Below are 23,974 nucleotides of genomic sequence, written 5' to 3'. Positions count from 1 at the left end.
TGAACAATGCTGAGGCGATTGCCAAGTCAAGAACGCGCGGCGGCAGCAGGCTTTAGAGAAATTCTAACGGTCGCGAAAACCGCTTTGCGCTCCATGAGCCAATTTGTTTTGCGCGCTCGCTGCGGCCTTACGCCTCATGCGTAGCCGGCGCCGGCCTTCGATTAGGACGCGGCGCCCGCCATTGCGAGGCGAACCGCGGGGCGTTCGGCCGTGGCCTGGGCCCGGCCGCCGATCATTTGCGCGACCTTCTCGCTCTGCACCGGCGGGCTGAAGTGGAAGCCCTGCACTTCGACGCAGGCGTCGGCGCGCAGGATGTCGAGCTGCTCCCTGGTTTCGACGCCTTCGGCCGTCGTCGTCTTGCCGAGGCTGACCGCAAAGCGAACGATCGCGCGCGCGATCCGGCGCGACTCGTCGGTTGCGCTGGCGAGTTCGGACACGAAGCTGCGGTCGATCTTGACCTTGTCGAACGGAAACTTCTGCAAGAAGCTCAGCGACGAATAGCCGGTGCCGAAATCGTCGAGCGCAATCCGCACCCCAAGATCGTGCAGCTGGCTGAGCGCCGCGAACACCGCTTCGGCGTCCTGGATGATGGCGGTTTCGGTGACTTCGAGCTCGAGCCTGTCGGGCGATATTCCCGCGCTTGCCAGCGCGTGGACGATCACCGGGACGAGCTCCGGGCTCCGGAACTGCACCGGCGACAGATTGATCGCGATCTTGAGATGATCGGGCCATTTGGCGGCTTCCGCGCAGGCGGTGCGCAGCACCCATTCGCCGAGCGGCACGATCAGGCCGGTCTCTTCCGCCAGCGGAATGAACTGCACCGGCGGCACCATGCCGCGCTGCGGATGGTGCCATCGCAACAGCGCTTCGAAGCCGCAAGTCTCCCCGCTCGCGACATGGATGAACGGCTGATAGTGCAACTCGAACTCGCCGTTGGCGAGCGCACTGCGCATGTCGCGCTCGAGGCTGCGCCGGGCCTGCAGTAGCCGATCGAGCTCCGGCTCGAAGAAGCGGAACGAGCCACGCCCTCCGGTCTTGGCCGAATAGAGCGCAAGATCGGCGCTGCGCAGCACCTCGTCCGAATCGGCGCCGTCGCGCGGCGCGATCGCAATCCCGATGCTGGTCGTGGTGGTCACCCGATGATGGCCGAGATCGATCGGCTCGCTGAGCGCCTTCTTGATCTTCTCGGCGAGCAGGCCCGCTTCCGTAACCGGATCGGTGACATAGTCGATCACCGCGAACTCGTCGCCGCCGAGCCGGGCGACCAGCGTGGTGTCGCCGACGCACCTGCGCAGCCGCCCGGCCACCAATTTGAGCAGCACATCGCCTGCCGGATGTCCGAGCGTGTCATTGACTTCCTTGAAGCGATCGAGATCGAGCATCAGCACCGCAAGGCTCGGTCCGCCGCACCGCGCGCCGGACAGCGCCTGCTCCATCCACTCCTTGAGCAGCACGCGGTTCGGCAGATCGGTCAGCGCGTCGTGCTGCGCCATATGGGTGATCTTGGCCTCGGCGCGCCGCTGCTCGGTGACGTCGCGATGCGTTGCCACCCAGCCTCCGCCGGGCATCGGCTGCCGCGTCACGCAGATCAGCCGGCCGTCGGCAAGCTCGTCGACTCGGCTGCTGATCTCGTCGGCCGGCAGTGCATTCAATGTCGCGAGCACCTGCGTCGCGGCGCGGTCGCTGGTCTCGCCCTTGAGAATGCCGTTGGCGATCCGATGCGTGATGATCGCGCGATGCGCCGTGCCGGGCAGCAGCAGCTCGGGCGGCAGCCGGTACATCTTGGCGTAGCGCTCGTTGCACACGACAAGGCGTTTCTCCGCATCGAACATGCAGAGGCCCTCGCCCATGTGGTTGATCGCCGTATCCAGCCGGAGCCGTTGTTCCTCAAGCTCCTTCTGCGACGCCTCAACCTGCTGGCGCGCCAGCGACAACTGGCTGATGATCTCCTCGAAGCGGCGGGTGCGAAGCGCGAGGCGGCGGTCCGCAAGCACGCCGACCAGGCTCATCCCGAGCACCGAGAGCGCGACCCCGGCGATCACGATGGCGAGGAAGGCAGGAGAGAGCGACAGCGCCGCCGGCGTCTGCAGCGGATCCGGAACGATCCCGACCGCGCCCATCGCGGTGAAATGATGCGACACGATCGCAAGCGTCAGCAGCAGCGCCGCGATGAGCGACATCCAGCGGTCCTGATGGCGGACCACGACCGCCAGCGCAGCGTAGCCGAACAACATGCCGAGCACGACGGATGCCACCACGAGGTCAAGCGACCAGACCACGTGGCCCGGAACTTCCAGCGCCCACATCCCGAGATAATGCATGCTGGCAATGCCGGCGCCGATCACCGCGCCGCCGACCGGTGCGCGCCATGGACTGGTATCACTGGCGGCGAGGCCGAGTCCGCCGGACGTCAGCGTCATCGCCGCGGCGAGCGACAGGCCGGTGAGGACGATGCCGTAGCCGGTCGGCACGCCCGGCTCGTAGGCGAGCATGGCGATGAAATGCGTTGCCCAGATGCCGTAGCCGATCGCAGCGCCTGCGATCGCGATCCAGATCAGCCGCGTCCGCGCTTGCGACGCGATCGCGCGATGGAAGATGTTGACCGCAACGATGCTGGCAACGAAGCACACCAGCCCGGCGAGCAGAACGAGCCGCCAGTCATGCTCACCCGAAAGACACGTCAGAACACGAAACATGCGCCGGTCCATGGTTTTCCGCACAGACAGGCTAGGCCGATTGAATTGTCTTCTCGATAATTTTCTGCAACTTTCAGTGGCATGGTTATCCGCGCGTAAGCCGATTCCGCACGGAAATTGATGGCCCCATAAATTTCGCGCTCGTGGGGAAATGCACGTCTTCAGGCATTGAGGTCAGCGCTCGCTAGTAGCCGGCGGCGGCAAGCGCGACCACCGCGCTCATCGCCATCCAGCCGAAATGGCGGAAGCGGGTCGCGAGAGCGTTCGCCAGCGCGGCGAAGCCGAACACGACCGCGAGTGTCGCCACGATCCAGTGCCGCGCGGCATCGGAGGCCATCGCGGGCGCGGCGATCAGCAGCACGCCGCCGCCGATCCAGGCGACGGTGCCGGCCTGGTAGACCAGGCGAAGCAACAGGCGCAGCCGCGGCGGCTCGACGGTGGCGCGGGCGAAGATCTTGGTCTCGCCGAGAACGCCATGGATCAGGCTGACCAGGATCGCAATGAGCCCGGCGCCTTGCAGCAGAACATCACGCATCGCGAAGTCTCCATACAGTACTGTATAGATGAGACACCGGACGCTGGCACCTGTCAATACACTTGTGTATGGTCGTCGCCGACGGGGAACCATGACCGAACAGCTCTCAGCCAGGGATTGGCTCGATCAGGGTCTGAAGACGCTGGCGCGGCGCGGCTTCACGGCGCTCAAGGCCGAGCCGCTGGCCAAGGCGATGGGCGTCTCGCGCGGCAGCTTCTACTGGCATTTCGCCGACATCGGCGCCTATCGCGCGGCGATCCTGACCCATTGGCGCGAGGTCGCTGCCGAACAGGTGATCGCCGAGCTCGAGACCATTCCGAAAGGCGGCGATGCGCTGGCGCTGCTGCTGCGCCGCACCTTCTCGGCGCGGCTGGCGCTGGAGCGCGCGGTACGCAGCTGGGCCACCGCCGATGCCGCGGCTCACGCTGCCGTGCTCGAGGTCGACCAGCGCCGGATCGGCTATATCGAGACCCTGCTGCGGCAGGCCGGATTCCCCGACGAGGTGGCGCGCGGCCGCGCACAGATCCTCTATTGGGCGTTCATCGGCTACGCGCTGTCCGAGCAGACGCTGCCGAAAGCACGACAGCAGGCCGCAATCGACGAGCTGTTGCGCATCGCCAGCCGCTGACAGCGCGCGCCGGGATGTGCTACAGGACGACGAGCCGGAGATCACAATGAATTCGACGACTGACCATCTCGAGAGCACCGCCGACCCGAAGTTGCTCGAAATCCTGGTGTGCCCGATCACCAAGGGGCCGCTGGAATTCGACGCCGCGCGGCAGGAGCTGATCTCGCGCTCCGCCAGGCTCGCCTATCCGATCCGCGACGGCATCCCGATCATGCTGCCTGAAGAGGCCCGCAAGATTGACTAGAGCATGATCCGGAAAAGTGTGAAGCGGTTTTCCGAAAAGATCATGCTCCAATAAGAGGACTGCATGCGCGCCCTCGTCACATGGCTGCTGCTGCTCGTCGCATTGACGAGCGCGGCAGCCGACGAGAGCAGGCTGCGCGTCGGCCCGATCGACGCGGTGCTGACGGTCCCGCCCGATGTCGCAAGGCCGCCGGTGGCGCTCTTGATCGCCGGCTCCGGCTCGACCGATCATGATGGCAACGGGCCGCAGCTCAAGCCGGCGACCTTGAAGAAACTCTCCGAGCAACTGGTCGCGCGCGGCATCGCGACGCTGCGCTACGACAAGCGCGGCGCCGGCGAATGGAAGAAGGAGTTCGGCCGTCCCGAGGATTTTCGCTTCAAGGACTTCGTCAGCGATGCCGCCGCGCTGATCGACAATCTGCGCGGCAGCGGCAGGTTCGCGCATGTCGCGGTGGTCGGCCACAGCGAAGGCGGCCTGGTTGCGATCCTCGCCGCACAGCGCGTGCCGGTCGACCGGCTGGTCCTGCTCGCAACGGCGGCGCGCAAGCAGGGCGACCTGCTGAAGGCGCAGCTGGAAAAGCAGCTGCCGCCGGACAAGTTCGCGCCGATCGGAAAGGCCATCGAGGACATCATGGCCGGACAGATCGTCGACCCGCCGCCGACGGGACTCGCGATCTCGCCCGCGCTGCAGCCCGCCATCGCATCGGCCTTCACCGAGGATCCGATCGAGCCGATGCGCAAGATCACCGGGCCGACGCTGATCATCGCAGGCGGCCGCGACCATCAGCTGGCGCGGCTCGACTTCCTCGCGCTCACCACCGCCGACATCGCCGCCAAGTCCTTGTGGCTGCCGGACATGAATCACGTGCTGGTCGACGTCACCGACGCGGCGGACGATGTGGCGAGCTACGATGAGCCGGAGCGGCCGCTCGATCCCGATATGATCGACGCCGTGGCGGCCTTCATTGCACCGAAGTGAGGCGCGCGTAGCCCGGATGAAGCCATCGCGCGCACATCCGCGCGACCCGTTGGCTGCATCGGGGCTACGGCATCGAGCAAGCGCTACAACGCCTCGCCCTTCAGCAGCCGCGGCACCTCGCCGGACAGTCCGGCGGCCTGGCGGATGAACATGCTCTTCAGCGGTGGCGTGCGATCAACCAGGCCCAAGCCGATGTCGCGCACGGTGCGCAGCAGTGTCGATTCGTTGGAGAACAGGAAGTTCAGCGAGTTGGTGGCAACGCCCATCGCCATCGTGTCGAAGCGCCGCCAGCGCTGATAGCGCTCGAGCACATCGGCCTGTCCGAGATCCATGCCGAGCCGCGCCGCATCGACCACGACCTCGGCGAGCGCTGCGACATCCTTCAGGCCCATATTGAGCCCCTGCCCCGCGATCGGATGGATCACATGGGCGGCGTCGCCGATCAATGCCAGGCGTTCGGCGATGAACGAGCGCGCGACGAAATAACCGAGCGGGAAGGCGCGCGGCCTGTCGAGCGCCTTGATCTCGCCGAGATGCAAACCAAAGCGCTGCTCGAGCTCGGCGTGGAATTCCTCATCGCTCAGTGCCGTGATGCGCGCGGCCTCCCTGCGCGTCTCGGTCCACACTAGCGACGAGCGGTTGCCGGTCAGCGGCAGGATCGCGAACGGACCGGCGGGCAGGAAATGCTCCTCGGCGCGGCCGTGGTGCTCGCGCTCATGCCCGACCGTGACCACGATGCCGGATTGATCATAGTCCCAGCCATGGGTCGCAATCCCGGCGCGCTCGCGCAACTTCGAGCGAGCGCCGTCGGCGGCGACCAGCAGGCTCGCGTCGATCTCGGTGCCCTCGGCGAGCCGGACGCTGACGCCGTCGGGCCGTGAGGCGAAGCTCGACACCGCAGTCGCGCGCAGCTCGACGCCCTCGGCCTCGGCGCGCGTCGCGAGCGCATCGATCAGATAGCGGTTCTCGACCATGTGGGCGAACGGCTCGCCGGGCTCGACATTGCCGGCGAAGGTCAGGAACACCGGACGCGTCGCGTCCTCCAGCTTGGAGTCGGTCACCACCATGTCTGATATCGGCTGCGCGGTCGGCGCCACCTGGCCCCAGACCCCGAGGGTCTCGAACAGCCGCCGGCAGGCCGCCACAATGGCGGTGGCGCGCGGGTCGCGGCTGGGACGCTGGCTCAGCGCCGGATCGGCCACGATGACCGGGACGTCCGGCCCAAGCCCCTGGCGCAACGCCACCGCCAGCGCTAGCCCCGCAAACGCGCCCCCGCAGATCACGATACTTCGTTGTGCCGGCATGCCTTTTCCTTACGCGCCCGACGCCACCAGACTGTGCTTGCTACCTGATTATAGCTGGGCGAAACAGGGGGCAGAAACAAGCCCGATCGTCATTCCGGGGCTCGCGCAGCGAGAACCCGGAATCCATCAAGCCGCATCTTCGTGGACGAATGGATTCCGGGCTCTCGCTTCGCGAGCCCCGGAATGACGGATAGAGAGCATCACCGATGTCCAAGAGCCTGATCGACCTGCTGTCCATCCTCGATCTCGAGCAGCTCGAGGTGAATCTGTTCCGCGGCAACAGTCCGAAGACAAGCTGGCAGCGCGTGTTCGGCGGCCAGGTGATCGGCCAGGCGATGGTCGCGGCGTGCCGCACCGTCGAGGGCCGGCTGCCTCACTCGATCCATTGCTATTTCATCCTGCCCGGCGACCCGCAGATCCCGATCATCTACCAGGTCGAGCGGCTGCGCGACGGCAAGAGCTACTCGACCCGCCGCGTCACCGCGATCCAGCACGGCAACGCGATCTTCTCCATCATGGTCTCGTTCCATGCCGATGAAGCGACCAACTTCAATCACCAGGAGAAGATGCCCGACGTGCCGCCGCCGGAGAAGCTGACCGCGGAGGAAGTGTCCAAGCAGCCGATGTTCAAGGAGATGCCGGAGTTCATCCGCCGCTACTATGAGAGCGACCGGCCGATCGAGCTGCGCCCAGTCGAGCTCGGCCGCTATTTCGGCCAGAAGATCGACGACGGCCGCATCCATGTCTGGATCCGCACCGCGGCGAAATTGCCCGACGATCCGGCGCTGCATCTGTGCGCGCTGGCCTATGCCTCGGATTTCTCGCTGCTCGATGCCGTCATGGCGCGCTACGGCCGCACGCTGTTCGACAAGCGCATGATGCCGGCGAGCCTCGATCACGCGATGTGGTTTCACCGCCCGTTCCGCGCCGACGAATGGCTGCTCTACGCGCAGGATTCGCCGAGCGCACAATCAGGCCGCGGCCTGACCCGTGGCCTGATCTTCAAGCCCGACGGCACGCTGGTGGCATCCGTCGCACAGGAAGGCTCGGTGCGCGAGCGCAAATAGCAGTCACGTCACGCCGCGTCGCCGGTGCGATCAGTCGCGCCCGATCTCGCGCGGCAGAAGCGCGATCCTGAAGTCGCTGTATTTCTTTTCGAGCGCCATCCGCAGGCAGACAATCGACCAGATGAAGCCGACAATTGCGCCGGCCAGGCCAGTTGTGGATTGGACCAGGGTTTTCGGCGCACCGAGCACAGCCAGCACAAAGCCGATGATGAACCCGAGCACCGCGCCAATCAGGATCGATCCGAGCAACGATCGCCAGATAAACAGCCAGTAGATCCTCAGCAATCTCCCGAGCGTGACGTCCAGCTCCTGGAGCTTTGCCGCCGCCAACGCTTGACGCTGCGGCGGGCCGCCGGTGGCCAATGATGGACCGAACCCGGCCTCACCTTGAGCGAAGGAATTCACTGGCTGCTGCGCGTTGGTCAAGAGACCTGGAACGTCGCCAGCTTTGCTCCAGCCGGCCATTCCCTCGCTCCAGACCAGCGTGTCCGCGGTCACCTTTCGCCTGGCGATGAGGTCGCGCAACTCGGCATCTGAGCACGGACCCTTCTGCTGGCCGTCGGATCCATAGAACCAGGACCTGTCGAACATGTCGGAGCCTCGAGGCGAATACTATGGCGGGACATCACCCAACGTAAACGGAGGCGAGAAAGTCAGCATGGCGCGAACGCTTCCAGCTCGTTGATGTGGCTGCCCCTCTCCCTGCGACGTGAAGGGAGAGGGAGCGCCGCGTCAGCTTACACGTCCGCGGTGGCACCGCGCTCGGTCAGCGCGAATTGCGAGACGAACCAGTTGGCGTACCAGCGCAGCACCCACGGAATCGGGATCAGGAAGGCGAAGCCGACCGTGAATACGATGGTTCGCCACAGCACCTCGAGCCCCGTCGCATTGAAGCTGACCTCGCGGCGCGTGCCGTCGATGTTGCTGCAGATCCAGCGCATCCATGCGGTCATCACCCAGGCCCAGCCGATGATGGTGATGGTCGAGATCACAATCGCGACGTACCAGCCGACATAGGCAAGCGGGCTGCCCTTGAACGAGATCGGCAGATCCTGGCCGCGCGAGGAGAGATGGCCGATGATCCAGCGGACGATCATCCAGCTCAGGAAGCCCTGCAACAGCAGCGACAGCAACGTGACGATATTGCTGTTGGCCGCACCGGCATAGGTCAGCAGGCCGAGCACGATGAAGGCGTACCAGATGTCGAGCGGCTGCCCGGTGAAGGCGAGATGCGGCCGGCCCGGCACGCGGATATAGGGGATCGCGAACCGATACAGCCCGGTCGCGGTCCACGGCGCGGGGATGACGAAGATCTGGCCGATGAACATCAGCAGGCTGCGGCCGAACAGCCCCCAGATCGGGAAGTCGGCCGACAGCGCCCCGCCGCTGTAGTCTCCGGATGCCGCCACCTGCGGCGGTCCGCCGGCTTGCGGGAATGCCGGCGGCGCGGCGACGGCGGCGCTCGGGACGAGCCCCGGAATCTCCCCGGCCTTCTGCCAGCCGGCCATGCCCTCGGTCCACACCAGGGTATCGGCCCCCACCATGCCACGGGTGATCAGGTCGCGGAGCTGGGCTTCAGGCAGGGGGCCCTTTTGCTGGCCTTCGGATGCATAAAACCAGTTTCGGTCGGACATTATCGTGGTTCCTCGGGGGCGCGCCTACGCACACGCGGTAGCAAAGTAAGCCAGCGGGGGGCGCTGGCCGGGCGGGAAAGCCACATTGTGGCGGACGGTTGTCGTCCCGTACAGTGACGGAGTTCACCCGCTGCGCACGTTTTCCGCTTCAACCTGCAACTTTTTTATGCCATTTGCCCAGAAAGCTGCCAGATTTGGCGGGCGTGAAACGCCGGGAACGGCAAATTGCCGCGCCGGGGACAGGCGCACACGGGAAACCTCAAGGGAATGAAGGCCTGAACCATGAAACTCGTCGTCGCGATCATCAAACCGTTCAAGCTCGATGAGGTGCGCCAGGCGCTGACCGCGATCGGCGTCCACGGCATGACGGTGACCGAGGTGAAGGGCTATGGCCGCCAGAAGGGCCACACCGAGATCTACCGCGGTGCCGAATATGTCGTGAACTTCCTGCCCAAGCTCAGGATCGAGATCGCGGTCGATTCCGGCCTCGTCGAGCAGGCGGTCAGCGTCATCACCCAGCACGCCCGCACCGGCCAGATCGGCGACGGCAAGATCTTCGTGACGCCGATCGACCACGCCTTGCGCATCCGCACCGGCGAGACCGACAACGACGCGCTCTGAAGCTTGGAGCATGACCCGGAAAAGTGGAAACCGGTTTTCCGAATAGGTCATGCTCAAACAAACATCACCGCCGGCAACGACGCCGGCGCACGCCAAACATCCACACCACAAAACGACAACACGCCGGGGAATGATGATGGGGGCACGGGCTCTTCGTGCAGCGATATCAGCTGCGCCGATCACTGCTGCAATGCTGCTGGTGTGGGGCACGCCGGCGTCAGCGCAAGACGCCGCAGCCAATTCCGGCATCAACGCCGCCGACACCGCCTGGATGATCGTCGCCACCGCGCTGGTGCTGATGATGACGATCCCCGGGCTCGCGCTGTTCTACTCCGGCATGGTGCGCAAGAAGAACGTGCTGGCGACGATGGCGCAGAGCCTCACGGCGGTCGCGATCATTTCGAGTCTCTGGGTCGCGTTCGGCTATTCGCTGACCTTCGTCGGCAATGGCCCATGGCTCGGCTCGCTCGACAGCTGGTTCCTGGCGGGCATCACCATGGACAGCGTCAACCCGGCGGCGAAGACCATCCCGGAAGCGCTGTTCATGCTGTACCAGATGACGTTTGCGATCATCACGGTGGCGCTGGTCGCAGGCTCGGTCGCCGACCGCATGCGGTTCTCCGCCTATGTGCTGTTCTCGATCGGCTGGTTCATCTTCGCCTATGTGCCGCTGGCGCATTGGGTGTGGGGCGGCGGCTTCCTCGCCCAGACGGGCGTGCTGGATTTCGCGGGCGGCCTCGTCGTGCACCTCTCCGCCGGCATCAGTGGCCTGGTCGCGGCCAAGGTGATGGGCAACCGGCACGGCTATGGCCATGACAATCTGTCGCCGTTCGACCTGTCGCTCGCCGTGGTCGGCACCGGCCTGCTCTGGGTCGGCTGGTTCGGCTTCAACGGCGGCTCGGCGCTGGCGGCCAATTCGCGCGCAGTGCTGGCGATCACCGCCACGCATCTCGCAGCCTGCGCCGGCGCGCTGACCTGGGGCGCGATCGAATGGGCGACGCGGCGCAAGCCGTCGGTGCTCGGCATGATCTCGGGTGCGGTCGCAGGGCTCGGCACCATCACCCCGGCATCCGGTTTCGTCGCGCCGTGGCACGGCATCATCATCGGCATCATTGCCGGCCTGGTCTGCTTCTGGGCCTGCACCTGGCTGAAGCATCGCTTCCAGTATGACGATTCGCTCGACGTGTTCGGCGTCCACGGCATCGGCGGCCTGACCGGCACGCTGCTGGCCGGCATTTTCGCCACCGCGGCGATCGGCGGCACTTCCGGCCTGCTCGAGGGCAACCCGCGGCAACTGCTGATCCAGCTCTACGGCGTCGCCGTCACCTTTGTCTGGTGTGGCGGCATCACCTTCGCGCTGCTCAAGCTGGTCTCTGCCTTCGTCCCGTTGCGGGTCTCGATGCAGCAGGAGCTGGAGGGCCTCGACATCTCACAGCACGGCGAGGCGCTGCAATAGCAGCCGGGCTCAGCGCATGGGGCGCCGCGAGAGCTAATCCGCAAAACAACCCCATGCAAAGGAGCGCCGCTAAGCAGACAGTTCCGACTTGCGCGACACATAAGTGTATGCTTATGTGTTGGCATGGTCGATACCGATATCTTCAAGGCGCTGGCCGATCCGACCCGCCGCAAGGTCTTCGAGAAGCTGGCCGGCGGCAGCCTGAACGCCAGCGCCTTGCGCGATGGACTCGAGATCAGTCAGCCGGCGATGTCGCAGCATCTCGCGGTGCTGCGCGCGGCCGGGCTGGTGCGCGAGCAGCGGCAGGGCCGCTTCGTGAACTATGAAGTCGACCCGGACGGGATCGCCAGCATCGGGACCTGGCTCGCCCGCTACCGCGCCTATTGGCCGAAGCGCATCGAAGCCCTCTCCGACCTGCTGAAGGACATGGATCAATGAGCGACGCAGCAAAGCCTGATCACGCCGAGCCAGCTCTGGTGATGGAATACGAACTCGATGCGCCGCCCGAAAAGGTCTGGCGCGCCGTCACCATTCCGGCACTGCGCGAACGCTGGCTGCCGGATTCCGATCTCGCCGGCACCGAGCCTGAATCAACGATCGCAGGCGAAGAGGTGCGTTACCGGCTGCGCGAGCCCGAGCCGCCGTTTCGCGAAAGCCATGTCACCTTCCGGATCGAGCCGAACGAGGCCGGCGGCACACGGTTTCGCATCATCCAGGAAGCCTGCGAAAGCAACCAGCCGCGCGCGGCCAACAGCAACAACCGCGCCCTGATGCGCGCGGCCTGATCCCAGACTTCATCACCCGCTGAACTTCATCACCTGCAGACATGGAGGTCGCCGATGCGCGACATGATGCAACTCGTCCCCATGGTCGTCGAACAATCGAGCCGCGGCGAACGCTCCTTCGACATCTATTCCAGGCTGCTGCGCGAACGCATCATCTTCCTGAACGGCGAGGTCAACGATGCGATGTCCGGACTCGTCTGCGCCCAGTTGCTGTTCCTCGAGGCCGAGAACCCGCACAAGCCGATCAATCTCTACATCAACTCCTATGGCGGCGTGATCACCAGCGGGCTGGCGATGTACGACACCATGCAGTTCATCAAGGCGCCGGTACACACGCTGTGCATGGGCACCGCGCGCTCGATGGGATCGTTCCTGCTGATGGCCGGCGAGCCCGGTCACCGCGCCGCGCTGCCGAATGCCAGCCTCCACGTGCATCAGCCGCTCGGCGGCTTCCAGGGCCAGGCCTCCGACATCCTGATCCACGCCACTGAGATGCAGGAGACCAAGCGGCGCATCACCCGGCTCTATGCGCAGCATTGCAAGCGCACCGAGGCGGACGTGGAGCGCACGCTGGACCGCGATCACTTCATGTCGGCGCAGCAGGCGCTCGATTGGGGATTGATCGACAAGGTCTTCGCGGCACGCGATGCCGCCTAATCCCCCGGCACTACCTTATTAAAATACCTTCTGCTGCACTGCCGCTGGGCAGAATTGTGTCCGGAGCCTGTCTTGCTCAGGAATTGAGCCAGCCTGATTACATTTTAGGCGCGACGGAATAGCGCAGGGGCACCGTTCTCCCGCAAAGCGGGAAAATATCCGGATTCATAATCCATTAGCGAAGTCCGGCCGACTGGCACGGCATTTGATTCTAAGGGTCCTGGCTGTGCCCGCGTAGTGGATATCCTCCGCGTGGTGAACCTCAGTCGAAACTCCCGGTGTTCGTTCGAACCGGGTCCAAGCGGGGATAGGACTCATGAAAATTGTTATGGCGATCATTAAGCCATTCAAGCTGGAAGAGGTCCGTGACGCCCTGACCGCCATTGGCGTTCACGGTCTCACGGTGACGGAAGTCAAAGGCTACGGCCGTCAGAAGGGGCACACGGAAATCTATCGCGGCGCCGAATATGCCGTGAGCTTCCTGCCCAAGATCAAGATCGAAGTCGCAGTCAACTCCGATCAGGTCGACAAGACCATCGACGCCATCACCTCCGCCGCCAAGACCGGACAGATCGGCGACGGCAAGATCTTCGTCATCAGCCTCGAGCACGCCGTGCGCATCCGCACCGGCGAGGCCGATGCCGCGGCCCTTTGATTTCGCGCTCAAACCTTAAGACCTCAGGAGTGAAATAACATGACGTTCAAGCGTCCCTATGGCGCGGGACTGGCGGCCCTTGCAGTCGGCCTCTTCGCCGCGACCGCCGCCTACGCCGAGCCAACCGTCAACAAGGGCGACAACGCCTGGATGCTGACCTCGACGGTGCTGGTGCTGTTGATGACTATCCCGGGCCTCGCGCTGTTCTATGGCGGCCTCGTCCGCTCCAAGAACATGCTTTCGGTGCTGGCGCAGGTGTTCTACACGGTCTGCCTGGTCACCGTGCTCTGGGCCCTCTACGGCTACAGCCTCGCTTTCACCGGCGGCTCCGACTTCATCGGCGGCTTCTCCAAGGCCTTCCTGATGGGCGTCACCCCGGACTCGAAGGCTGCGACGTTCTCGGTCGACGCCAACATCTCGGAGCTCGTCTATATGTGCTTCCAGATGACCTTCGCGGCGATCACGCCGGCCCTCATCGTCGGCGCCTTCGCCGAGCGCATGAAGTTCGCGGCGATCGCGCTGTTCATCCCGCTCTGGGTGACGCTGATCTACTTCCCGATCGCGCACATGGTCTGGTACTGGCCGGGCCCGGACGCGATCCAGGATGCCGCCAAGGCGCTCGCCGCTGCGGCTGACGGTGCGGCGAAGACCGCGGCGCAGGCCAAGCTCGACGAGATCAACGCCGACGCCGGCTGGATCTTCAAGAAGGGTGCGATCGACTTCGCCGGCGGCACCGTCGTGCACATCAACGCGGGTATCGCCGGCCTCGTCGGCGCCCTCTTGATCGGCAAGCGCACCGGCTATGGCAAGGAGCTGATGGCTCCGCACTCGCTGACCATGACCATGATCGGCGCCTCGCTGCTCTGGGTCGGCTGGTTCGGCTTCAACGCTGGTTCGAACCTCGAAGCCAATGGCGGCGCTGCGCTCGCCATGACCAACTCCTTCGTGGCGACGGCCGCGGCGGCGCTGGCCTGGATGTTCGCGGAATGGATCGTCAAGGGCCATCCCTCGCTGCTCGGCGCGCTCTCGGGCGCGGTCGCGGGCCTCGTCGCGGTGACGCCGGCGGCCGGCTATGCCGGTCCGATGGGCGCCATCGTGCTCGGCCTCGTGGTCGGCGTGGTCTGCCTGTTCTTCTGCACCGTCGTGAAGAACGCGCTCGGCTACGACGACTCGCTCGATGTGTTCGGCGTCCACTGCGTCGGCGGCATCATCGGCGCGCTCGGCACCGGCATCCTGGTCAACCCGGCGCTCGGTGGCGCTGGCATCATCGACTACACCGCGATCCCGCCGAAGGTCGCCGATTACGACTTCTCGGCGCAGATGATCTCGCAAGTTTGGGGCGTCTGCACCACGCTGGTGTGGTCCGGCATCGGTTCGGCGATCCTCTACAAGATCGTCGACGTGATCGTCGGCCTGCGCGCCAACGTCGAGACCGAGCGTGAAGGCCTCGACATCACCGAGCACACGGAGCGCGCCTACAACATGTAGAATTAACGGCCCTCGAGGGCCGTTAATTCGGGGTTCTCCCGGGGCGCGACCTCCCCAAGCGGTCGTTCCCAGGACTACGGTCCGGGCACATACCCGGCAATGTCCGGACCGTTGAGGGGCTCCAGCGCAAGTTGGAGCCCCTTTCTTTTTCTCTCGCCTGAGAAAATAATGTCGGAATGGCCTGCCGTTGTGGAATGACAGGCTACAACGAAACCGACAACAGAAACGGGAGGCGTCATGAAGGTGCAGGGACGGTGCTATTGCGGCAACGTGCGTTACGAGGCGGAGGGCGAACCGATGATGGCGGCGCAATGCCTGTGCCGCGAATGCCAGTACATCACCGGCGGCGGCCCCAACATGTTCATGGCGATGCCGACCACTGGCTTCAAATACACCGCAAGCCAGCCCAAGCAGTTCACCCGCAAGGATCTCGAGCGCGCCGTGACGCGCGAGTTCTGCCCGGAATGCGGCACGCATCTGGTGACCAAGGTGCCGGGCCTGCCGGCCACCATCCTGAAGGTCGGCACCTTCGACGACCCCAGCGTGTTCACCCCGCAGATGACGATCTACACCTGCGACAAGCAGACCTTCCACCATGTGCCCGACGGCAAGCCGTCATTCGAGAAGCTGCCGGCGCGGTAGTCGTCACACATCGGGTGCGTAGCCCGGATAGAGCGCAGCGCAATCCGGGAAAGCTCCCCGCGTAAGGACCGGCCTCGGATTTCGCTTCGCTTCATCCGGGCTACGCGGCGGACCCCCATCCCGACCTTCCCCCTTTCAGGAGGAAGGAGAGGGCAGACCGTGACGCGCCAATCAGTCGATCAATACCTCCTCGTCCGGCAACTCGCGCGGCGTGCCGTCGCGCAATAGCGTTCATCGGCAAGCGACAGCGGCGTGAGCCGCTCCTCGGCGCTCGCCAGATCGGCGATCGGTCACCAGCGGAAGCCATCGAACACCCTGGCCTCGGCCTCATCGGCCATCACGGGATCGAATCGATCGGCGTGAACGATCCGGTACTCTTCCTTCTGGGAGATCCGCCGGCCGCTCCAATTGAAGATATGGTGACGGAACCAGACGGTGGGGCCGGGTGCGAAATCGACCAGCCCCAATTCCTCGGCCAGCTCCCGCCGCAAACTCGCTTCAGCCGTCTCGTCGCCCTCGATGCCGCCGCCGGGCGCGATCCAGAAACAGTCGCCGTGCGGCGGACGGATGCGCAGCAGCAGGATTTCGCGATCGCCGGTGATGAGCGCCCTGACGGCGCGGCGGTGGATCATGTCTCGGTGCAATTTTCGGTTCGATTTTTTGGGGGCGACGCTGATACCACGCGCCAGCCCATCGCGGGGGCCGCCGATGGTTAATCGCGTCTTAACCTCGCCCTATCTATGGTGATTTGATCGGTTTACGGTCGGCGCCCCACTCCCCCGACCGCAGTGAAAGTGCTGGCATTTCAATCATGGCAATGACCGCCCCATCCGGCTTGGCGCAGGGCGCCGCCGATGCCGCATCCGCCGGCCAGGCCGAGCGTTCCCCATTCGTGCGTACCACCGAGCTGCTGGCGCCGTATCAGCCCGCCAAGCCATTGATTACGCTGTCATTAGGCGAGCCGCAGCACCCGGTGCCTGACTTCGTCGGGCCGGTGCTGGCGAAGCACACCGCCGAGTTCGGCCGCTACCCGATGGCCAAGGGCATCGAGCCGTTCCGCCGCGCGGCCGCAACCTGGCTCTCCAGCCGGTTCCAATTGCCGCGCCCGGTCGATCCGGAGAGCGAGGTGCTGGTGCTGAACGGCAGCCGGGAGGGGCTGTTCTTCGCCGCGATCACGGCGGCACGCTACGTCTCGCCGCGCAAGGGCCGGCCGGCGATCCTGATGCCGAACCCGTTCTATCCGGCCTATGGCGCCGGGGCGCGCGCCGCCGGCTGCGAGCAGATCCATCTGCCGACCACGCTCGCCAACGGTTTCCTGCCCGACCTCGATGCGATCGACGAGGCGACGTGGGCGCGCACCGTGGCGTTCTTCATCGCCTCGCCGGCCAATCCGCAGGGTTCGGTCGCCTCGCGCGCCTATTTCACGCGGCTGAAGCAGCTCGCCGATCGCTTTGGCTTCATGATTCTGAGCGACGAGTGCTATTCGGAGATCTACACCCGCGAAGCACCGGGCAGCATTCTGGAGTGCGCCGGACCCGACTTCAGCAACGTGGTTGCGTTCCAATCGCTGTCGAAGCGCTCGAACCTGCCGGGCATGCGGGTCGGATTCGCCGCCGGCGACCGGAAGTTTCTCGCCGCATTCCTCGAACTGCGCAATGTCGCCGCACCGCAGGTGCCGGTGCCGCTGCAGCATGTCGCGGTCGCTGCCTACAGCGACGAGGCGCATGTCGAGGAGAACCGCAGGCTCTATCGCATCAAGTTCGATTTCGCCGACCAGATCCTCGGCAACCGCTACGGCTACAAGCGTCCCGCCGGCGGCTTCTGCGTCTGGCTCGACGTCTCCGACCGCGGCGGCGACGAGGAGACGACGGTCAGGCTCTACCGCAACGCCGGCGTTCGCGTGATTCCCGGCAGCTATCTGGCGCGCGAGCAGAGCGACGGTTCCAATCCGGGCGCGGGCTATATCCGCCTCGCGCTGGTCTCCGACAGTGAATCGACGGCCGAGGCGATGCATCGCCTGGTCGAAACCCTGGGTTAATCGCCAAGCGCGAAGATTGAGTATGCCAGCGATCGAACGTGTCATCCCCCTGGTCGGCCATCTGCCGCTCTCGTTGCGCGAGGCGCTGGCGCGGCGGCTGCGCGAACTCACCGGGCTCGGCCTGATCGCGCTGTCGGGTGCGGTCGCCGCGGCGCTGATGACCTGGTCGGTGCAGGATCCGTCGCTGAGCCACGCGACCTCGCGCGCGATCCGCAACGTGCTCGGCTATCCCGGCGCGATCGGCGCCGACCTCCTGATGCAGATCCTCGGCCTCGGCGCGATCATGCTGCTGCTGCCGGTCGCGGTGTGGGGCTGGCGGATGCTGACGCATCGCCCGTTCGACCGCGAGGCGCTGCGGCTCGGCTGCTGGATCCTGTGCACGGTGATCGCGGCGGGCTTTGCCAGCTGCTGGCCGCACAACACCTCATGGCCGCTGCCGACCGGGCTCGGCGGCGTGGTCGGCGATGCGTTGCTGCGCGCGCCGGCCGTGGTGTTCGGCCCGCCCGGCTTCATCTACCGCGTCGTGCTCGGCCTGATCCTGTTCGTCGCGATGGCGGCCTGCTTCCTGTTCGCGTGCGGCTGGGGCGCCAAGGAGCAGGACGAGGAGCTGACGCCGATCTCCGACGACGACGAGCCGTTCGTCGAGGACGAAGACAACGACCGCAGCTCGGTCTCTCTGGGCTGGCTGTTCCACGCGCTGATGAGCGCGAAGGCGCGGCTCGGATGGCTGTTCGGCACCGCCTATAGATCGCTGGTGTCGAGCGGCGCGCAGGGCCGCAGCGCCGCGTTCGAGCGCCAGGAGCCCAATATCGGCGGCGGCCGTTCGGCGCCCTCGATCGCGCCCGCGCGTGGCGATCACGACAACGACGATGAGGAGGCTGAGGCCTTCGACGACGAGGAAGAAGAGGACGAGGAGGAAGCTCCCGCCGCCCGCGCGCCGCGCAAGAAGGCCGAGCCGAAGCCCAAGAAGAAGAATTCCGACAAGTTCGAGCTGCCGTCGGTCTCGGTGCTCAGCGCGCCCAAGGCCAGCGATCGCCAGCCGTTGAGCAAGGCCGAGCTGGAGAACAATTCGCGCGCGCTGGAAGGCGTGCTGCAGGATTTCGGCGTGCGCGGCGAGATCGTCAAGGCCAATCCGGGCCCGGTGGTCACGCTGTACGAGCTGGAGCCCGCGCCAGGCATCAAATCGTCGCGCGTGATCGGACTGTCCGACGACATCGCCCGCTCGATGAGCGCGCTGTCGGCCCGCGTCGCCGTGGTCGCCGGCCGCAATGCGATCGGCATCGAGCTGCCGAACGCGCATCGCGAGAAGGTCTATCTGCGCGAGCTCTTGGTCGCGAAGGAGAGTACCGAATCGGTGGCGAAACTGCCGCTGTGCCTCGGCAAGACGATCGGCGGCGAGCCCGTCATCATCGATCTCGCGCGCACGCCGCATATGCTGATCGCCGGCACCACCGGCTCCGGCAAATCGGTTGCGATCAACACCATGATCCTGAGCCTGGTCTACCGGCTGCGGCCGGACCAGTGCCGCCTGATCATGGTCGATCCGAAGATGCTCGAACTCTCGGTCTATGACGGCATCCCGCATCTCTTGACGCCGGTCGTCACCGACCCGAAGAAGGCGGTGGTCGCGCTGAAATGGGCCGTGCGCGAGATGGAAGAGCGCTACAAGCGGATGGCCAAGCTCGGCGTGCGCAACATCGACGGCTACAATGCCCGCCTCGTCGAAGCCAAGGCCAAGGGCGAAGAGCTGACGCGCACCGTGCATACCGGCTTCGACAAGGAGACCGGCAAGGCGATCTACGAGGAAGAGAAGCTCGACCTCGAGCCGCTGCCCTATATCGTCATCATCGTCGACGAGATGGCCGACCTGATGATGGTCGCCGGCAAGGACATCGAAGGCGCGGTGCAGCGCCTGGCGCAGATGGCGCGCGCCGCCGGCCTGCATGTGATCCTCGCCACACAGCGTCCGTCGGTCGACGTCATCACCGGCACGATCAAGGCCAACTTCCCGACCCGCATCGCCTTTCAGGTGACGTCGAAGATCGACAGCCGCACCATTCTCGGCGAAATGGGTGCCGAGCAGCTGCTCGGCCAGGGCGACATGCTCTACATGGCAGGCGGCGGCCGCATCAGCCGCGTGCACGGCCCGTTCGCCTCCGACGAGGAAGTCGAGAAGGTGGTGCGCCACCTGAAGACGCAAGGCGCCCCGGAATATCTCGAAGCCGTCACCGCGGAAGAGCCGACCGACGAGGACGGCGCCGTGTTCGATGCCACCGGCATGGGTGGCGACGGCGGCGGCGATCTGTTCACGCAGGCGGTTGCGATCGTCAAGCGCGACCGCAAGGCGTCGACCTCCTACATCCAGCGCCGGCTGCAAATCGGCTATAACCGCGCCGCCTCGCTGATGGAGCGGATGGAACTTGAGGGCATCGTGGGACCGGCGAATCACGCCGGAAAGCGTGAAATCCTGGTCGGCGAGGAAGAAGGCCAGTTCTGATCGGGATCATCATCACGGAAAAACCATATCTCCCTCGGAAGAGGCGGGATAAAATCCGGCCAAGCGGGACGAGCGTCGAACAGAGACCTGACATATCTGATGGCAAAACACCTCATTGACCGCGGCGCGCGCACTGCGCTGGCTCTTCTCGTCACCGCCGCGATCGCCGGCGCCGCGACGGCGCAGAATGCGCCGACGACGCCGAAACCCGCACCGAAGTCAGCGGCGAAGAAGGACGCCGGCGCGCAGAGCAATGCGGACAAGGGCCCGACCACCACGGGCGCCACCCAGCCGCCACCGGACCCGGTGATTCCCGATCCGCGACGCAACGTGCCCGCCAACATCTTCCAGACCTTCGACGCCAACCAGAAGGCGCAGGCCGCCAAGGTCTCGGCCTATCTGTCGTCGCTGCAGACGCTGGTCGGGAATTTCGTCCAGGTCGGCCCCGACGGCACCAAGACCAAGGGCGATTTCTACATCCAGAAGCCCGGCAAGCTGCGCTTCGAATATGACAATCCGAGCACCATCGAGGTGATCGCCGACGGCTCCTCGGTCGCGGTGCGCGATCGCAGGCTCGCCACCCAGGATGTCTATCCTCTGTCGCAGACCCCGCTGCGCTATCTGCTGTCGGACCGCATCGACCTGATGAAGGACACCAACGTCATCAGCGTCACCGCCGACGACGTGTTCGTCAGCATCACGATCGAGGAGAAGCAGGCGCTGGTCGGCACCAGCCGCTTCCTGCTGATGATCGGCGCCAAGGACGGCAAGCTCAAGCAGTGGACCGTCACCGATCCGCAGGGCTACGACACGACCGTTGCCGTCTACAATCTCGATGCGACGCAGAAGCCCGACCCGGGCCTGTTCAAGATCGACTTCACGACCTATCCGGGGTCCTCGCCGGGGTAATCGAGATGCGTAGGGCGGGTCAGCCGAAGGCGTAACCCGCCATTCCGTCCGCGCAAGCATGGTAGGTTGTTACGCTGCGCTTACCCACCCTGCGCACCTACAAGCTCTTGCTTGTGGACAAAGCGCCAATCCGCATCGAGAACCGTGCTAAGACGCCGTTCTCATGCGGTTCTCCGTCACCACCTGGAACATCAATTCGGTGCGCCTGCGCATCGACATCGTCGCCAAATTCCTGAAGAGCGCGCGGCCGGACGTGCTGTGCCTGCAGGAGACCAAATGCATCGACGATGCGTTTCCGTTGAAGCGCTTCAAACGGCTCGGCTATGAGCACGTCGCGCTGAACGGGCAGAAGGGCTATCACGGCGTGGCCATCGTCTCGCGGCTGCCGTTCGAGACGACCGACATCCGGACGTTCTGCGACAAGATCGATTCGCGGCACATCTCAGTTTCCTTCGGGGAGAAGGCGCAGCTCGTAAAGCCGCTGGTGTTGCATAATTTCTATGTGCCGGCCGGCGGCGACATTCCCGATCCCGCGCTCAATCCGAAGTTCGAGCACAAGTTGCAATTCCTCGACGAGATGAAGGCGTGCGAGCCGTTGCATCCGCGCGGCGAGGACCGCCACATCCTGGTCGGCGACCTCAACGTGGCGCCGCATGAGAACGACGTGTGGTCGCACAAGCAACTGTTGAAGGTGGTCTCGCACACGCCGGTCGAGACCGAGAAGCTGCTCGCAGCGCAGGCGCATGGCGAGTGGTTCGACATCGCGCGCGAGCGGATCCCGATGTCGGAGAAGGTCTACACCTGGTGGAGCTATCGCGCCGCGGACTGGACCGTCGGCGATCGCGGCCGCCGGCTCGATCACATCTGGGTCTCGCGCGCGCTGAAGGATCACGTCAGCGATTTCAAGATCACCCGCGACGCCCGCAGCTGGGAGCGCCCGTCGGACCATGTGCCGGTGACCGCGGTGATGGAGGTTTGACGACGCATCAACGCGAAGGTTGTCCTCCGTCATCCTGAGGAGCGCGGAACGCGCGTTTCGAAGGATGAATCGGCCCGGCTGGTGGCCGTCGACCCTTCGAGACGCGCGCAAGAGCGCGCTCCTCAGGGTGACGGTTCAACAGCTATCGCAAGGTGCAGCTACGTACTCAGTTTTCCGCCTGCCATCAGAATATCGCTGGCGAGCTGGCTGGTGCGCAGCGCGAGTTCGTCGCGCAGGCGGCGTGCGGCGGCGGGGTCGCTTTCCAGCACGCGCTGGAACAGGCTGCGGGCGACGCGGATCACCGAGCCGCGCTCCAGTGCGGTCGCGGTCGAGGGCCGCTTCATCGCGACGATCAATGCGAGCTCGCCGATCAGGGCGCCGGGACCGGCGATGATCTCGGCGCCGCCTTCCTCGACGCGGAAGGTGCCGCGCTGCACGACGTAGCCGGCGTCCGCGGTGTCGCCAGTCTTGAACAGCACTTCGCCGGCGTTGAAGTCGCGTTGCTCGGAGCCGATCGCCAGCATGCGCAAGGAGCTCTCGCCCAACAGACGCATCGTCGGGACCCGCTCGAGCAGGGCTACGTCATCATCGATCGACATTCAGGCCGGTAACCGCGGTGCGCCTCGATTTCACGAATCGTTGAGCGCGAAGCGTATCACGGCACCAGCTTGTAGCCACCGGCTTCCGTGACCAGGATTTCCGGGTTGGCGGCGTCCTTCTCGATCTTCTGGCGGAGGCGGTAGATGTGGGTTTCCAGCGTGTGCGTGGTGACGCCGGAATTGTAGCCCCAGACTTCCTGGAGCAGGGTCTCGCGCGACACCGGCATCTGGCCGGCGCGGTAGAGGAAGCGCAGGATCGCGGTTTCCTTCTCGGTCAGCCGCACCTTGCGCGCATTGGCGCCGGTGAGCATCTTCGAGCCGGGCCGGAACGAGTAGGGGCCGACCGAGAACACCGCGTCCTCGCTGGCCTCGTGCTGGCGCAACTGGGCCCGGATCCGGGCCAGCAGCACCGCGAAGCGGAACGGTTTTGCCACATAGTCATTGGCGCCACTTTCCAGCCCGAGGATGGTGTCGGAATCGGTGTCATGGCCGGTCAGCATGATGATCGGGGCCTTGAAGCCGCCCTTGCGCAGGCTGCGGACCACTTCACGACCATCGGTGTCGGGCAGGCCGACATCCATCAGGACCAGATCGGGGGAATTGGCTTTGGCGGCAGTGGCGCCCTTGGCGCCCGTGTCGACTGCGGAGGCTTCGAATTCCTCGTGCAGGGACAGCTGCTCGACCAGCGTATCGCGCAGATCGGTATCGTCATCCACGATCAAGATCTTGCGGGCATTGGCCATAGGTACAATCCTTCGGGGCGGGGCGGTCAGAAGCGGAGGGCGCTTACGGCCGTAGCATCGGCTAGATATGTGCTCAGTTAGGCGATTGTTACCGATTCACAAGGCAGCGCAGTCTACCTCAAATCCGGTGGGGCAGGACGTGAATGTCCTGTAATGCCGGGGGATAGAATGTTTGAGGCGTCCAAGGCAAGTTCAGTTTTGAACGATTCTTAAGGGAAGATCAGCTATTTCAATCACTTATATGACAGACAAACGTGATCGCCCGCTCTCTGCCGTCGAGGTCCGGGCGGCCGCCGGCGATCCGCGCCGGGGCTGGCTGACGGTCAATGGCTGGACGATTCCCGTGGCGCTTGGACGCGGCGGAATCCTCGCCAACAAGCGCGAGGGCGACGGCGGCACGCCGCGCGGCGTCTTCCATCCAAGACAATTGTGGTGGCGCGCCGACCGGCACCGGCGCCCCGTGACCTTGCTGCCGACGCGGCCGATTCGCCGCGAGGACGCGTGGTGCGAGGATCCCACCGACCGCCATTACAACCAGCCGATCCGGCTCGACCGCGAGCAGGCCGGCGATCGCCTGACCCGCGAGGATCACCTCTACGACTTCATTGTCGAGATCGACCACAACGCCGCCCCGCGCATCGCCGGCCGCGGCAGCGCCGTGTTCCTGCATCTGGCACGGCCGAACTTTTCGCCGACCGCGGGCTGCGTCTCGATGACCAAGGCCTCGATGCTGCGGCTGTTGCGGCGGATGTCGCCGAAGACAAAGATCATCATTGGGTAGATGGCAGGGCATCGGTTTTCCCACGCGACAAGCGCGAC

Annotated in this window: 25 protein-coding genes; 17 read left to right on the top strand and 8 right to left on the bottom strand. The window is 65.2% G+C overall.

Features of this window, described 5'->3' with window-relative positions; translation table 11 throughout:
- Positions 1 to 161: 161 nt before the first annotated feature.
- Together ACVIW0_RS39765 and ACVIW0_RS39760 are read right to left on the bottom strand one after the other, a co-directional pair.
- Positions 162 to 2,696, bottom strand: a complete 2,535-nt coding sequence (locus tag ACVIW0_RS39765) for a bifunctional diguanylate cyclase/phosphodiesterase (RefSeq protein WP_461357185.1) — start codon at positions 2,694 to 2,696, stop codon at positions 162 to 164.
- Positions 2,697 to 2,880: 184 nt separating this feature from the next.
- Positions 2,881 to 3,231: a hypothetical protein gene (locus tag ACVIW0_RS39760; protein ID WP_461357184.1), complete on the bottom strand. Its 351-nt coding sequence runs from the start codon at positions 3,229 to 3,231 to the stop codon at positions 2,881 to 2,883.
- A gap of 91 nt (positions 3,232 to 3,322) precedes the next feature.
- Between ACVIW0_RS39760 and ACVIW0_RS39755 the strand changes: the two genes are divergently transcribed.
- The 3 genes from ACVIW0_RS39755 to ACVIW0_RS39745 all read left to right on the top strand — a co-directional run bounded on the left by ACVIW0_RS39755 (position 3,323) and on the right by ACVIW0_RS39745 (position 5,081).
- Entirely contained in the window at positions 3,323 to 3,859 is a 537-nt protein-coding gene (locus ACVIW0_RS39755) for a TetR/AcrR family transcriptional regulator (protein WP_461357183.1), read from the top strand.
- 46 nt (positions 3,860 to 3,905) lie between these two features.
- Entirely contained in the window at positions 3,906 to 4,103 is a 198-nt protein-coding gene (locus tag ACVIW0_RS39750; RefSeq protein ID WP_163162999.1) for a Trm112 family protein, read from the top strand.
- Positions 4,104 to 4,166: 63 nt separating this feature from the next.
- A complete protein-coding gene (locus ACVIW0_RS39745; RefSeq protein ID WP_461357182.1) occupies positions 4,167 to 5,081 on the top strand; it encodes an alpha/beta hydrolase family protein in 915 nt (304 codons plus the stop codon).
- 83 nt (positions 5,082 to 5,164) lie between these two features.
- Here ACVIW0_RS39745 and ACVIW0_RS39740 read toward each other — a convergent pair whose 3' ends face one another.
- Positions 5,165 to 6,385: a ubiquinone biosynthesis hydroxylase gene (locus tag ACVIW0_RS39740; protein ID WP_461357181.1), complete on the bottom strand. Its 1,221-nt coding sequence runs from the start codon at positions 6,383 to 6,385 to the stop codon at positions 5,165 to 5,167.
- A 206-nt stretch (positions 6,386 to 6,591) separates the two neighbouring features.
- On the opposite strand from ACVIW0_RS39740, the gene tesB reads away from it, so the two are divergent.
- Positions 6,592 to 7,452 (top strand): acyl-CoA thioesterase II, encoded by an 861-nt coding sequence (gene tesB / locus ACVIW0_RS39735; RefSeq protein ID WP_461357180.1) that lies wholly within the window; start codon positions 6,592 to 6,594, stop codon positions 7,450 to 7,452.
- A gap of 30 nt (positions 7,453 to 7,482) precedes the next feature.
- On the opposite strand, the gene ACVIW0_RS39730 is transcribed toward tesB, so the two are convergent.
- Together ACVIW0_RS39730 and ACVIW0_RS39725 are read right to left on the bottom strand one after the other, a co-directional pair.
- On the bottom strand, positions 7,483 to 8,043 hold the full coding sequence (locus tag ACVIW0_RS39730; protein ID WP_461357179.1) for a GYF domain-containing protein: 561 nt from the start codon (positions 8,041 to 8,043) through the stop codon (positions 7,483 to 7,485).
- Between the two features lie 146 nt (positions 8,044 to 8,189).
- On the bottom strand, positions 8,190 to 9,086 hold the full coding sequence (locus tag ACVIW0_RS39725) for a DUF4339 domain-containing protein (protein WP_461357178.1): 897 nt from the start codon (positions 9,084 to 9,086) through the stop codon (positions 8,190 to 8,192).
- A 282-nt stretch (positions 9,087 to 9,368) separates the two neighbouring features.
- On the opposite strand from ACVIW0_RS39725, the gene ACVIW0_RS39720 reads away from it, so the two are divergent.
- From ACVIW0_RS39720 to ACVIW0_RS39685, 8 genes are all read left to right on the top strand, one after another.
- Complete coding sequence (locus ACVIW0_RS39720) at positions 9,369 to 9,707, top strand: P-II family nitrogen regulator (RefSeq protein ID WP_461357177.1); 339 nt, start codon at positions 9,369 to 9,371, stop codon at positions 9,705 to 9,707.
- Positions 9,708 to 9,843: 136 nt separating this feature from the next.
- Positions 9,844 to 11,163, top strand: a complete 1,320-nt coding sequence (locus ACVIW0_RS39715; protein ID WP_461357176.1) for an ammonium transporter — start codon at positions 9,844 to 9,846, stop codon at positions 11,161 to 11,163.
- A 123-nt stretch (positions 11,164 to 11,286) separates the two neighbouring features.
- On the top strand, positions 11,287 to 11,601 hold the full coding sequence (locus ACVIW0_RS39710; protein ID WP_016841428.1) for an ArsR/SmtB family transcription factor: 315 nt from the start codon (positions 11,287 to 11,289) through the stop codon (positions 11,599 to 11,601).
- Complete coding sequence (locus tag ACVIW0_RS39705; RefSeq protein ID WP_461357175.1) at positions 11,598 to 11,948, top strand: SRPBCC family protein; 351 nt, start codon at positions 11,598 to 11,600, stop codon at positions 11,946 to 11,948. Before ACVIW0_RS39710 ends, ACVIW0_RS39705 begins: the two co-directional genes overlap by 4 nt.
- Before the next feature lie 54 nt (positions 11,949 to 12,002).
- Entirely contained in the window at positions 12,003 to 12,605 is a 603-nt protein-coding gene (locus ACVIW0_RS39700) for an ATP-dependent Clp protease proteolytic subunit (protein ID WP_461357174.1), read from the top strand.
- 316 nt (positions 12,606 to 12,921) lie between these two features.
- Positions 12,922 to 13,260 (top strand): P-II family nitrogen regulator, encoded by a 339-nt coding sequence (locus ACVIW0_RS39695; protein WP_024583097.1) that lies wholly within the window; start codon positions 12,922 to 12,924, stop codon positions 13,258 to 13,260.
- 39 nt (positions 13,261 to 13,299) lie between these two features.
- On the top strand, positions 13,300 to 14,748 hold the full coding sequence (locus ACVIW0_RS39690) for an ammonium transporter (RefSeq protein WP_461357173.1): 1,449 nt from the start codon (positions 13,300 to 13,302) through the stop codon (positions 14,746 to 14,748).
- A 237-nt stretch (positions 14,749 to 14,985) separates the two neighbouring features.
- Entirely contained in the window at positions 14,986 to 15,390 is a 405-nt protein-coding gene (locus tag ACVIW0_RS39685) for a GFA family protein (protein ID WP_207834147.1), read from the top strand.
- A 290-nt stretch (positions 15,391 to 15,680) separates the two neighbouring features.
- On the opposite strand, the gene ACVIW0_RS39680 is transcribed toward ACVIW0_RS39685, so the two are convergent.
- Positions 15,681 to 16,022, bottom strand: coding sequence for an NUDIX domain-containing protein (locus tag ACVIW0_RS39680; protein WP_461357172.1), 342 nt, complete (start codon positions 16,020 to 16,022; stop codon positions 15,681 to 15,683).
- Between the two features lie 179 nt (positions 16,023 to 16,201).
- Between ACVIW0_RS39680 and ACVIW0_RS39675 the strand changes: the two genes are divergently transcribed.
- The 4 genes from ACVIW0_RS39675 (at position 16,202) to ACVIW0_RS39660 (ending at position 21,813) form a co-directional block, all read left to right on the top strand.
- A complete protein-coding gene (locus ACVIW0_RS39675) occupies positions 16,202 to 17,428 on the top strand; it encodes an aminotransferase class I/II-fold pyridoxal phosphate-dependent enzyme (protein WP_461357171.1) in 1,227 nt (408 codons plus the stop codon).
- A gap of 16 nt (positions 17,429 to 17,444) precedes the next feature.
- Positions 17,445 to 19,925: a DNA translocase FtsK gene (locus ACVIW0_RS39670; protein ID WP_461357170.1), complete on the top strand. Its 2,481-nt coding sequence runs from the start codon at positions 17,445 to 17,447 to the stop codon at positions 19,923 to 19,925.
- Positions 19,926 to 20,024: 99 nt separating this feature from the next.
- Positions 20,025 to 20,834: an outer membrane lipoprotein carrier protein LolA gene (locus tag ACVIW0_RS39665; protein WP_461357169.1), complete on the top strand. Its 810-nt coding sequence runs from the start codon at positions 20,025 to 20,027 to the stop codon at positions 20,832 to 20,834.
- 163 nt (positions 20,835 to 20,997) lie between these two features.
- Complete coding sequence (locus ACVIW0_RS39660) at positions 20,998 to 21,813, top strand: exodeoxyribonuclease III (protein ID WP_461357168.1); 816 nt, start codon at positions 20,998 to 21,000, stop codon at positions 21,811 to 21,813.
- 158 nt (positions 21,814 to 21,971) lie between these two features.
- Here ACVIW0_RS39660 and ACVIW0_RS39655 read toward each other — a convergent pair whose 3' ends face one another.
- Both ACVIW0_RS39655 and ACVIW0_RS39650 read right to left on the bottom strand, forming a co-directional pair.
- Positions 21,972 to 22,412: a Crp/Fnr family transcriptional regulator gene (locus tag ACVIW0_RS39655; protein WP_456729353.1), complete on the bottom strand. Its 441-nt coding sequence runs from the start codon at positions 22,410 to 22,412 to the stop codon at positions 21,972 to 21,974.
- Between the two features lie 56 nt (positions 22,413 to 22,468).
- Complete coding sequence (locus ACVIW0_RS39650) at positions 22,469 to 23,155, bottom strand: response regulator transcription factor (protein ID WP_016841446.1); 687 nt, start codon at positions 23,153 to 23,155, stop codon at positions 22,469 to 22,471.
- 241 nt (positions 23,156 to 23,396) lie between these two features.
- Between ACVIW0_RS39650 and ACVIW0_RS39645 the strand changes: the two genes are divergently transcribed.
- Positions 23,397 to 23,936 carry a L,D-transpeptidase family protein gene (locus ACVIW0_RS39645; protein WP_461357167.1) on the top strand — a complete coding sequence of 180 codons (540 nt, stop codon included), beginning with the start codon at positions 23,397 to 23,399 and terminating at the stop codon, positions 23,934 to 23,936.
- The last annotated feature ends 38 nt before the right edge of the window (positions 23,937 to 23,974 follow it).

This window comes from Bradyrhizobium sp. USDA 4454, assembly GCF_054822705.1.
This window is presented reverse-complemented; position numbering and strand designations above follow the sequence as displayed.

What these genes read in the sequence shown, in the direction of transcription:
- ACVIW0_RS39765 (WP_461357185.1), bottom strand. Translation starts at nt 2,696, where the DNA reads ATGTTTCGTGTTCTGACGTGTCTTTCGGGTGAGCATGACTGGCGGCTC.
- ACVIW0_RS39760 (WP_461357184.1), bottom strand. Translation starts at nt 3,231, where the DNA reads ATGCGTGATGTTCTGCTGCAAGGCGCCGGGCTCATTGCGATCCTGGTC.
- ACVIW0_RS39755 (WP_461357183.1), top strand. Translation starts at nt 3,323, where the DNA reads ATGACCGAACAGCTCTCAGCCAGGGATTGGCTCGATCAGGGTCTGAAG.
- ACVIW0_RS39750 (WP_163162999.1), top strand. Translation starts at nt 3,906, where the DNA reads ATGAATTCGACGACTGACCATCTCGAGAGCACCGCCGACCCGAAGTTG.
- ACVIW0_RS39745 (WP_461357182.1), top strand. Translation starts at nt 4,167, where the DNA reads ATGCGCGCCCTCGTCACATGGCTGCTGCTGCTCGTCGCATTGACGAGC.
- ACVIW0_RS39740 (WP_461357181.1), bottom strand. Translation starts at nt 6,385, where the DNA reads ATGCCGGCACAACGAAGTATCGTGATCTGCGGGGGCGCGTTTGCGGGG.
- tesB (WP_461357180.1), top strand. Translation starts at nt 6,592, where the DNA reads ATGTCCAAGAGCCTGATCGACCTGCTGTCCATCCTCGATCTCGAGCAG.
- ACVIW0_RS39730 (WP_461357179.1), bottom strand. Translation starts at nt 8,043, where the DNA reads ATGTTCGACAGGTCCTGGTTCTATGGATCCGACGGCCAGCAGAAGGGT.
- ACVIW0_RS39725 (WP_461357178.1), bottom strand. Translation starts at nt 9,086, where the DNA reads ATGTCCGACCGAAACTGGTTTTATGCATCCGAAGGCCAGCAAAAGGGC.
- ACVIW0_RS39720 (WP_461357177.1), top strand. Translation starts at nt 9,369, where the DNA reads ATGAAACTCGTCGTCGCGATCATCAAACCGTTCAAGCTCGATGAGGTG.
- ACVIW0_RS39715 (WP_461357176.1), top strand. Translation starts at nt 9,844, where the DNA reads ATGGGGGCACGGGCTCTTCGTGCAGCGATATCAGCTGCGCCGATCACT.
- ACVIW0_RS39710 (WP_016841428.1), top strand. Translation starts at nt 11,287, where the DNA reads ATGGTCGATACCGATATCTTCAAGGCGCTGGCCGATCCGACCCGCCGC.
- ACVIW0_RS39705 (WP_461357175.1), top strand. Translation starts at nt 11,598, where the DNA reads ATGAGCGACGCAGCAAAGCCTGATCACGCCGAGCCAGCTCTGGTGATG.
- ACVIW0_RS39700 (WP_461357174.1), top strand. Translation starts at nt 12,003, where the DNA reads ATGCGCGACATGATGCAACTCGTCCCCATGGTCGTCGAACAATCGAGC.
- ACVIW0_RS39695 (WP_024583097.1), top strand. Translation starts at nt 12,922, where the DNA reads ATGAAAATTGTTATGGCGATCATTAAGCCATTCAAGCTGGAAGAGGTC.
- ACVIW0_RS39690 (WP_461357173.1), top strand. Translation starts at nt 13,300, where the DNA reads ATGACGTTCAAGCGTCCCTATGGCGCGGGACTGGCGGCCCTTGCAGTC.
- ACVIW0_RS39685 (WP_207834147.1), top strand. Translation starts at nt 14,986, where the DNA reads ATGAAGGTGCAGGGACGGTGCTATTGCGGCAACGTGCGTTACGAGGCG.
- ACVIW0_RS39680 (WP_461357172.1), bottom strand. Translation starts at nt 16,022, where the DNA reads ATGATCCACCGCCGCGCCGTCAGGGCGCTCATCACCGGCGATCGCGAA.
- ACVIW0_RS39675 (WP_461357171.1), top strand. Translation starts at nt 16,202, where the DNA reads ATGGCAATGACCGCCCCATCCGGCTTGGCGCAGGGCGCCGCCGATGCC.
- ACVIW0_RS39665 (WP_461357169.1), top strand. Translation starts at nt 20,025, where the DNA reads ATGGCAAAACACCTCATTGACCGCGGCGCGCGCACTGCGCTGGCTCTT.
- ACVIW0_RS39660 (WP_461357168.1), top strand. Translation starts at nt 20,998, where the DNA reads ATGCGGTTCTCCGTCACCACCTGGAACATCAATTCGGTGCGCCTGCGC.
- ACVIW0_RS39655 (WP_456729353.1), bottom strand. Translation starts at nt 22,412, where the DNA reads ATGTCGATCGATGATGACGTAGCCCTGCTCGAGCGGGTCCCGACGATG.
- ACVIW0_RS39650 (WP_016841446.1), bottom strand. Translation starts at nt 23,155, where the DNA reads ATGGCCAATGCCCGCAAGATCTTGATCGTGGATGACGATACCGATCTG.
- ACVIW0_RS39645 (WP_461357167.1), top strand. Translation starts at nt 23,397, where the DNA reads ATGACAGACAAACGTGATCGCCCGCTCTCTGCCGTCGAGGTCCGGGCG.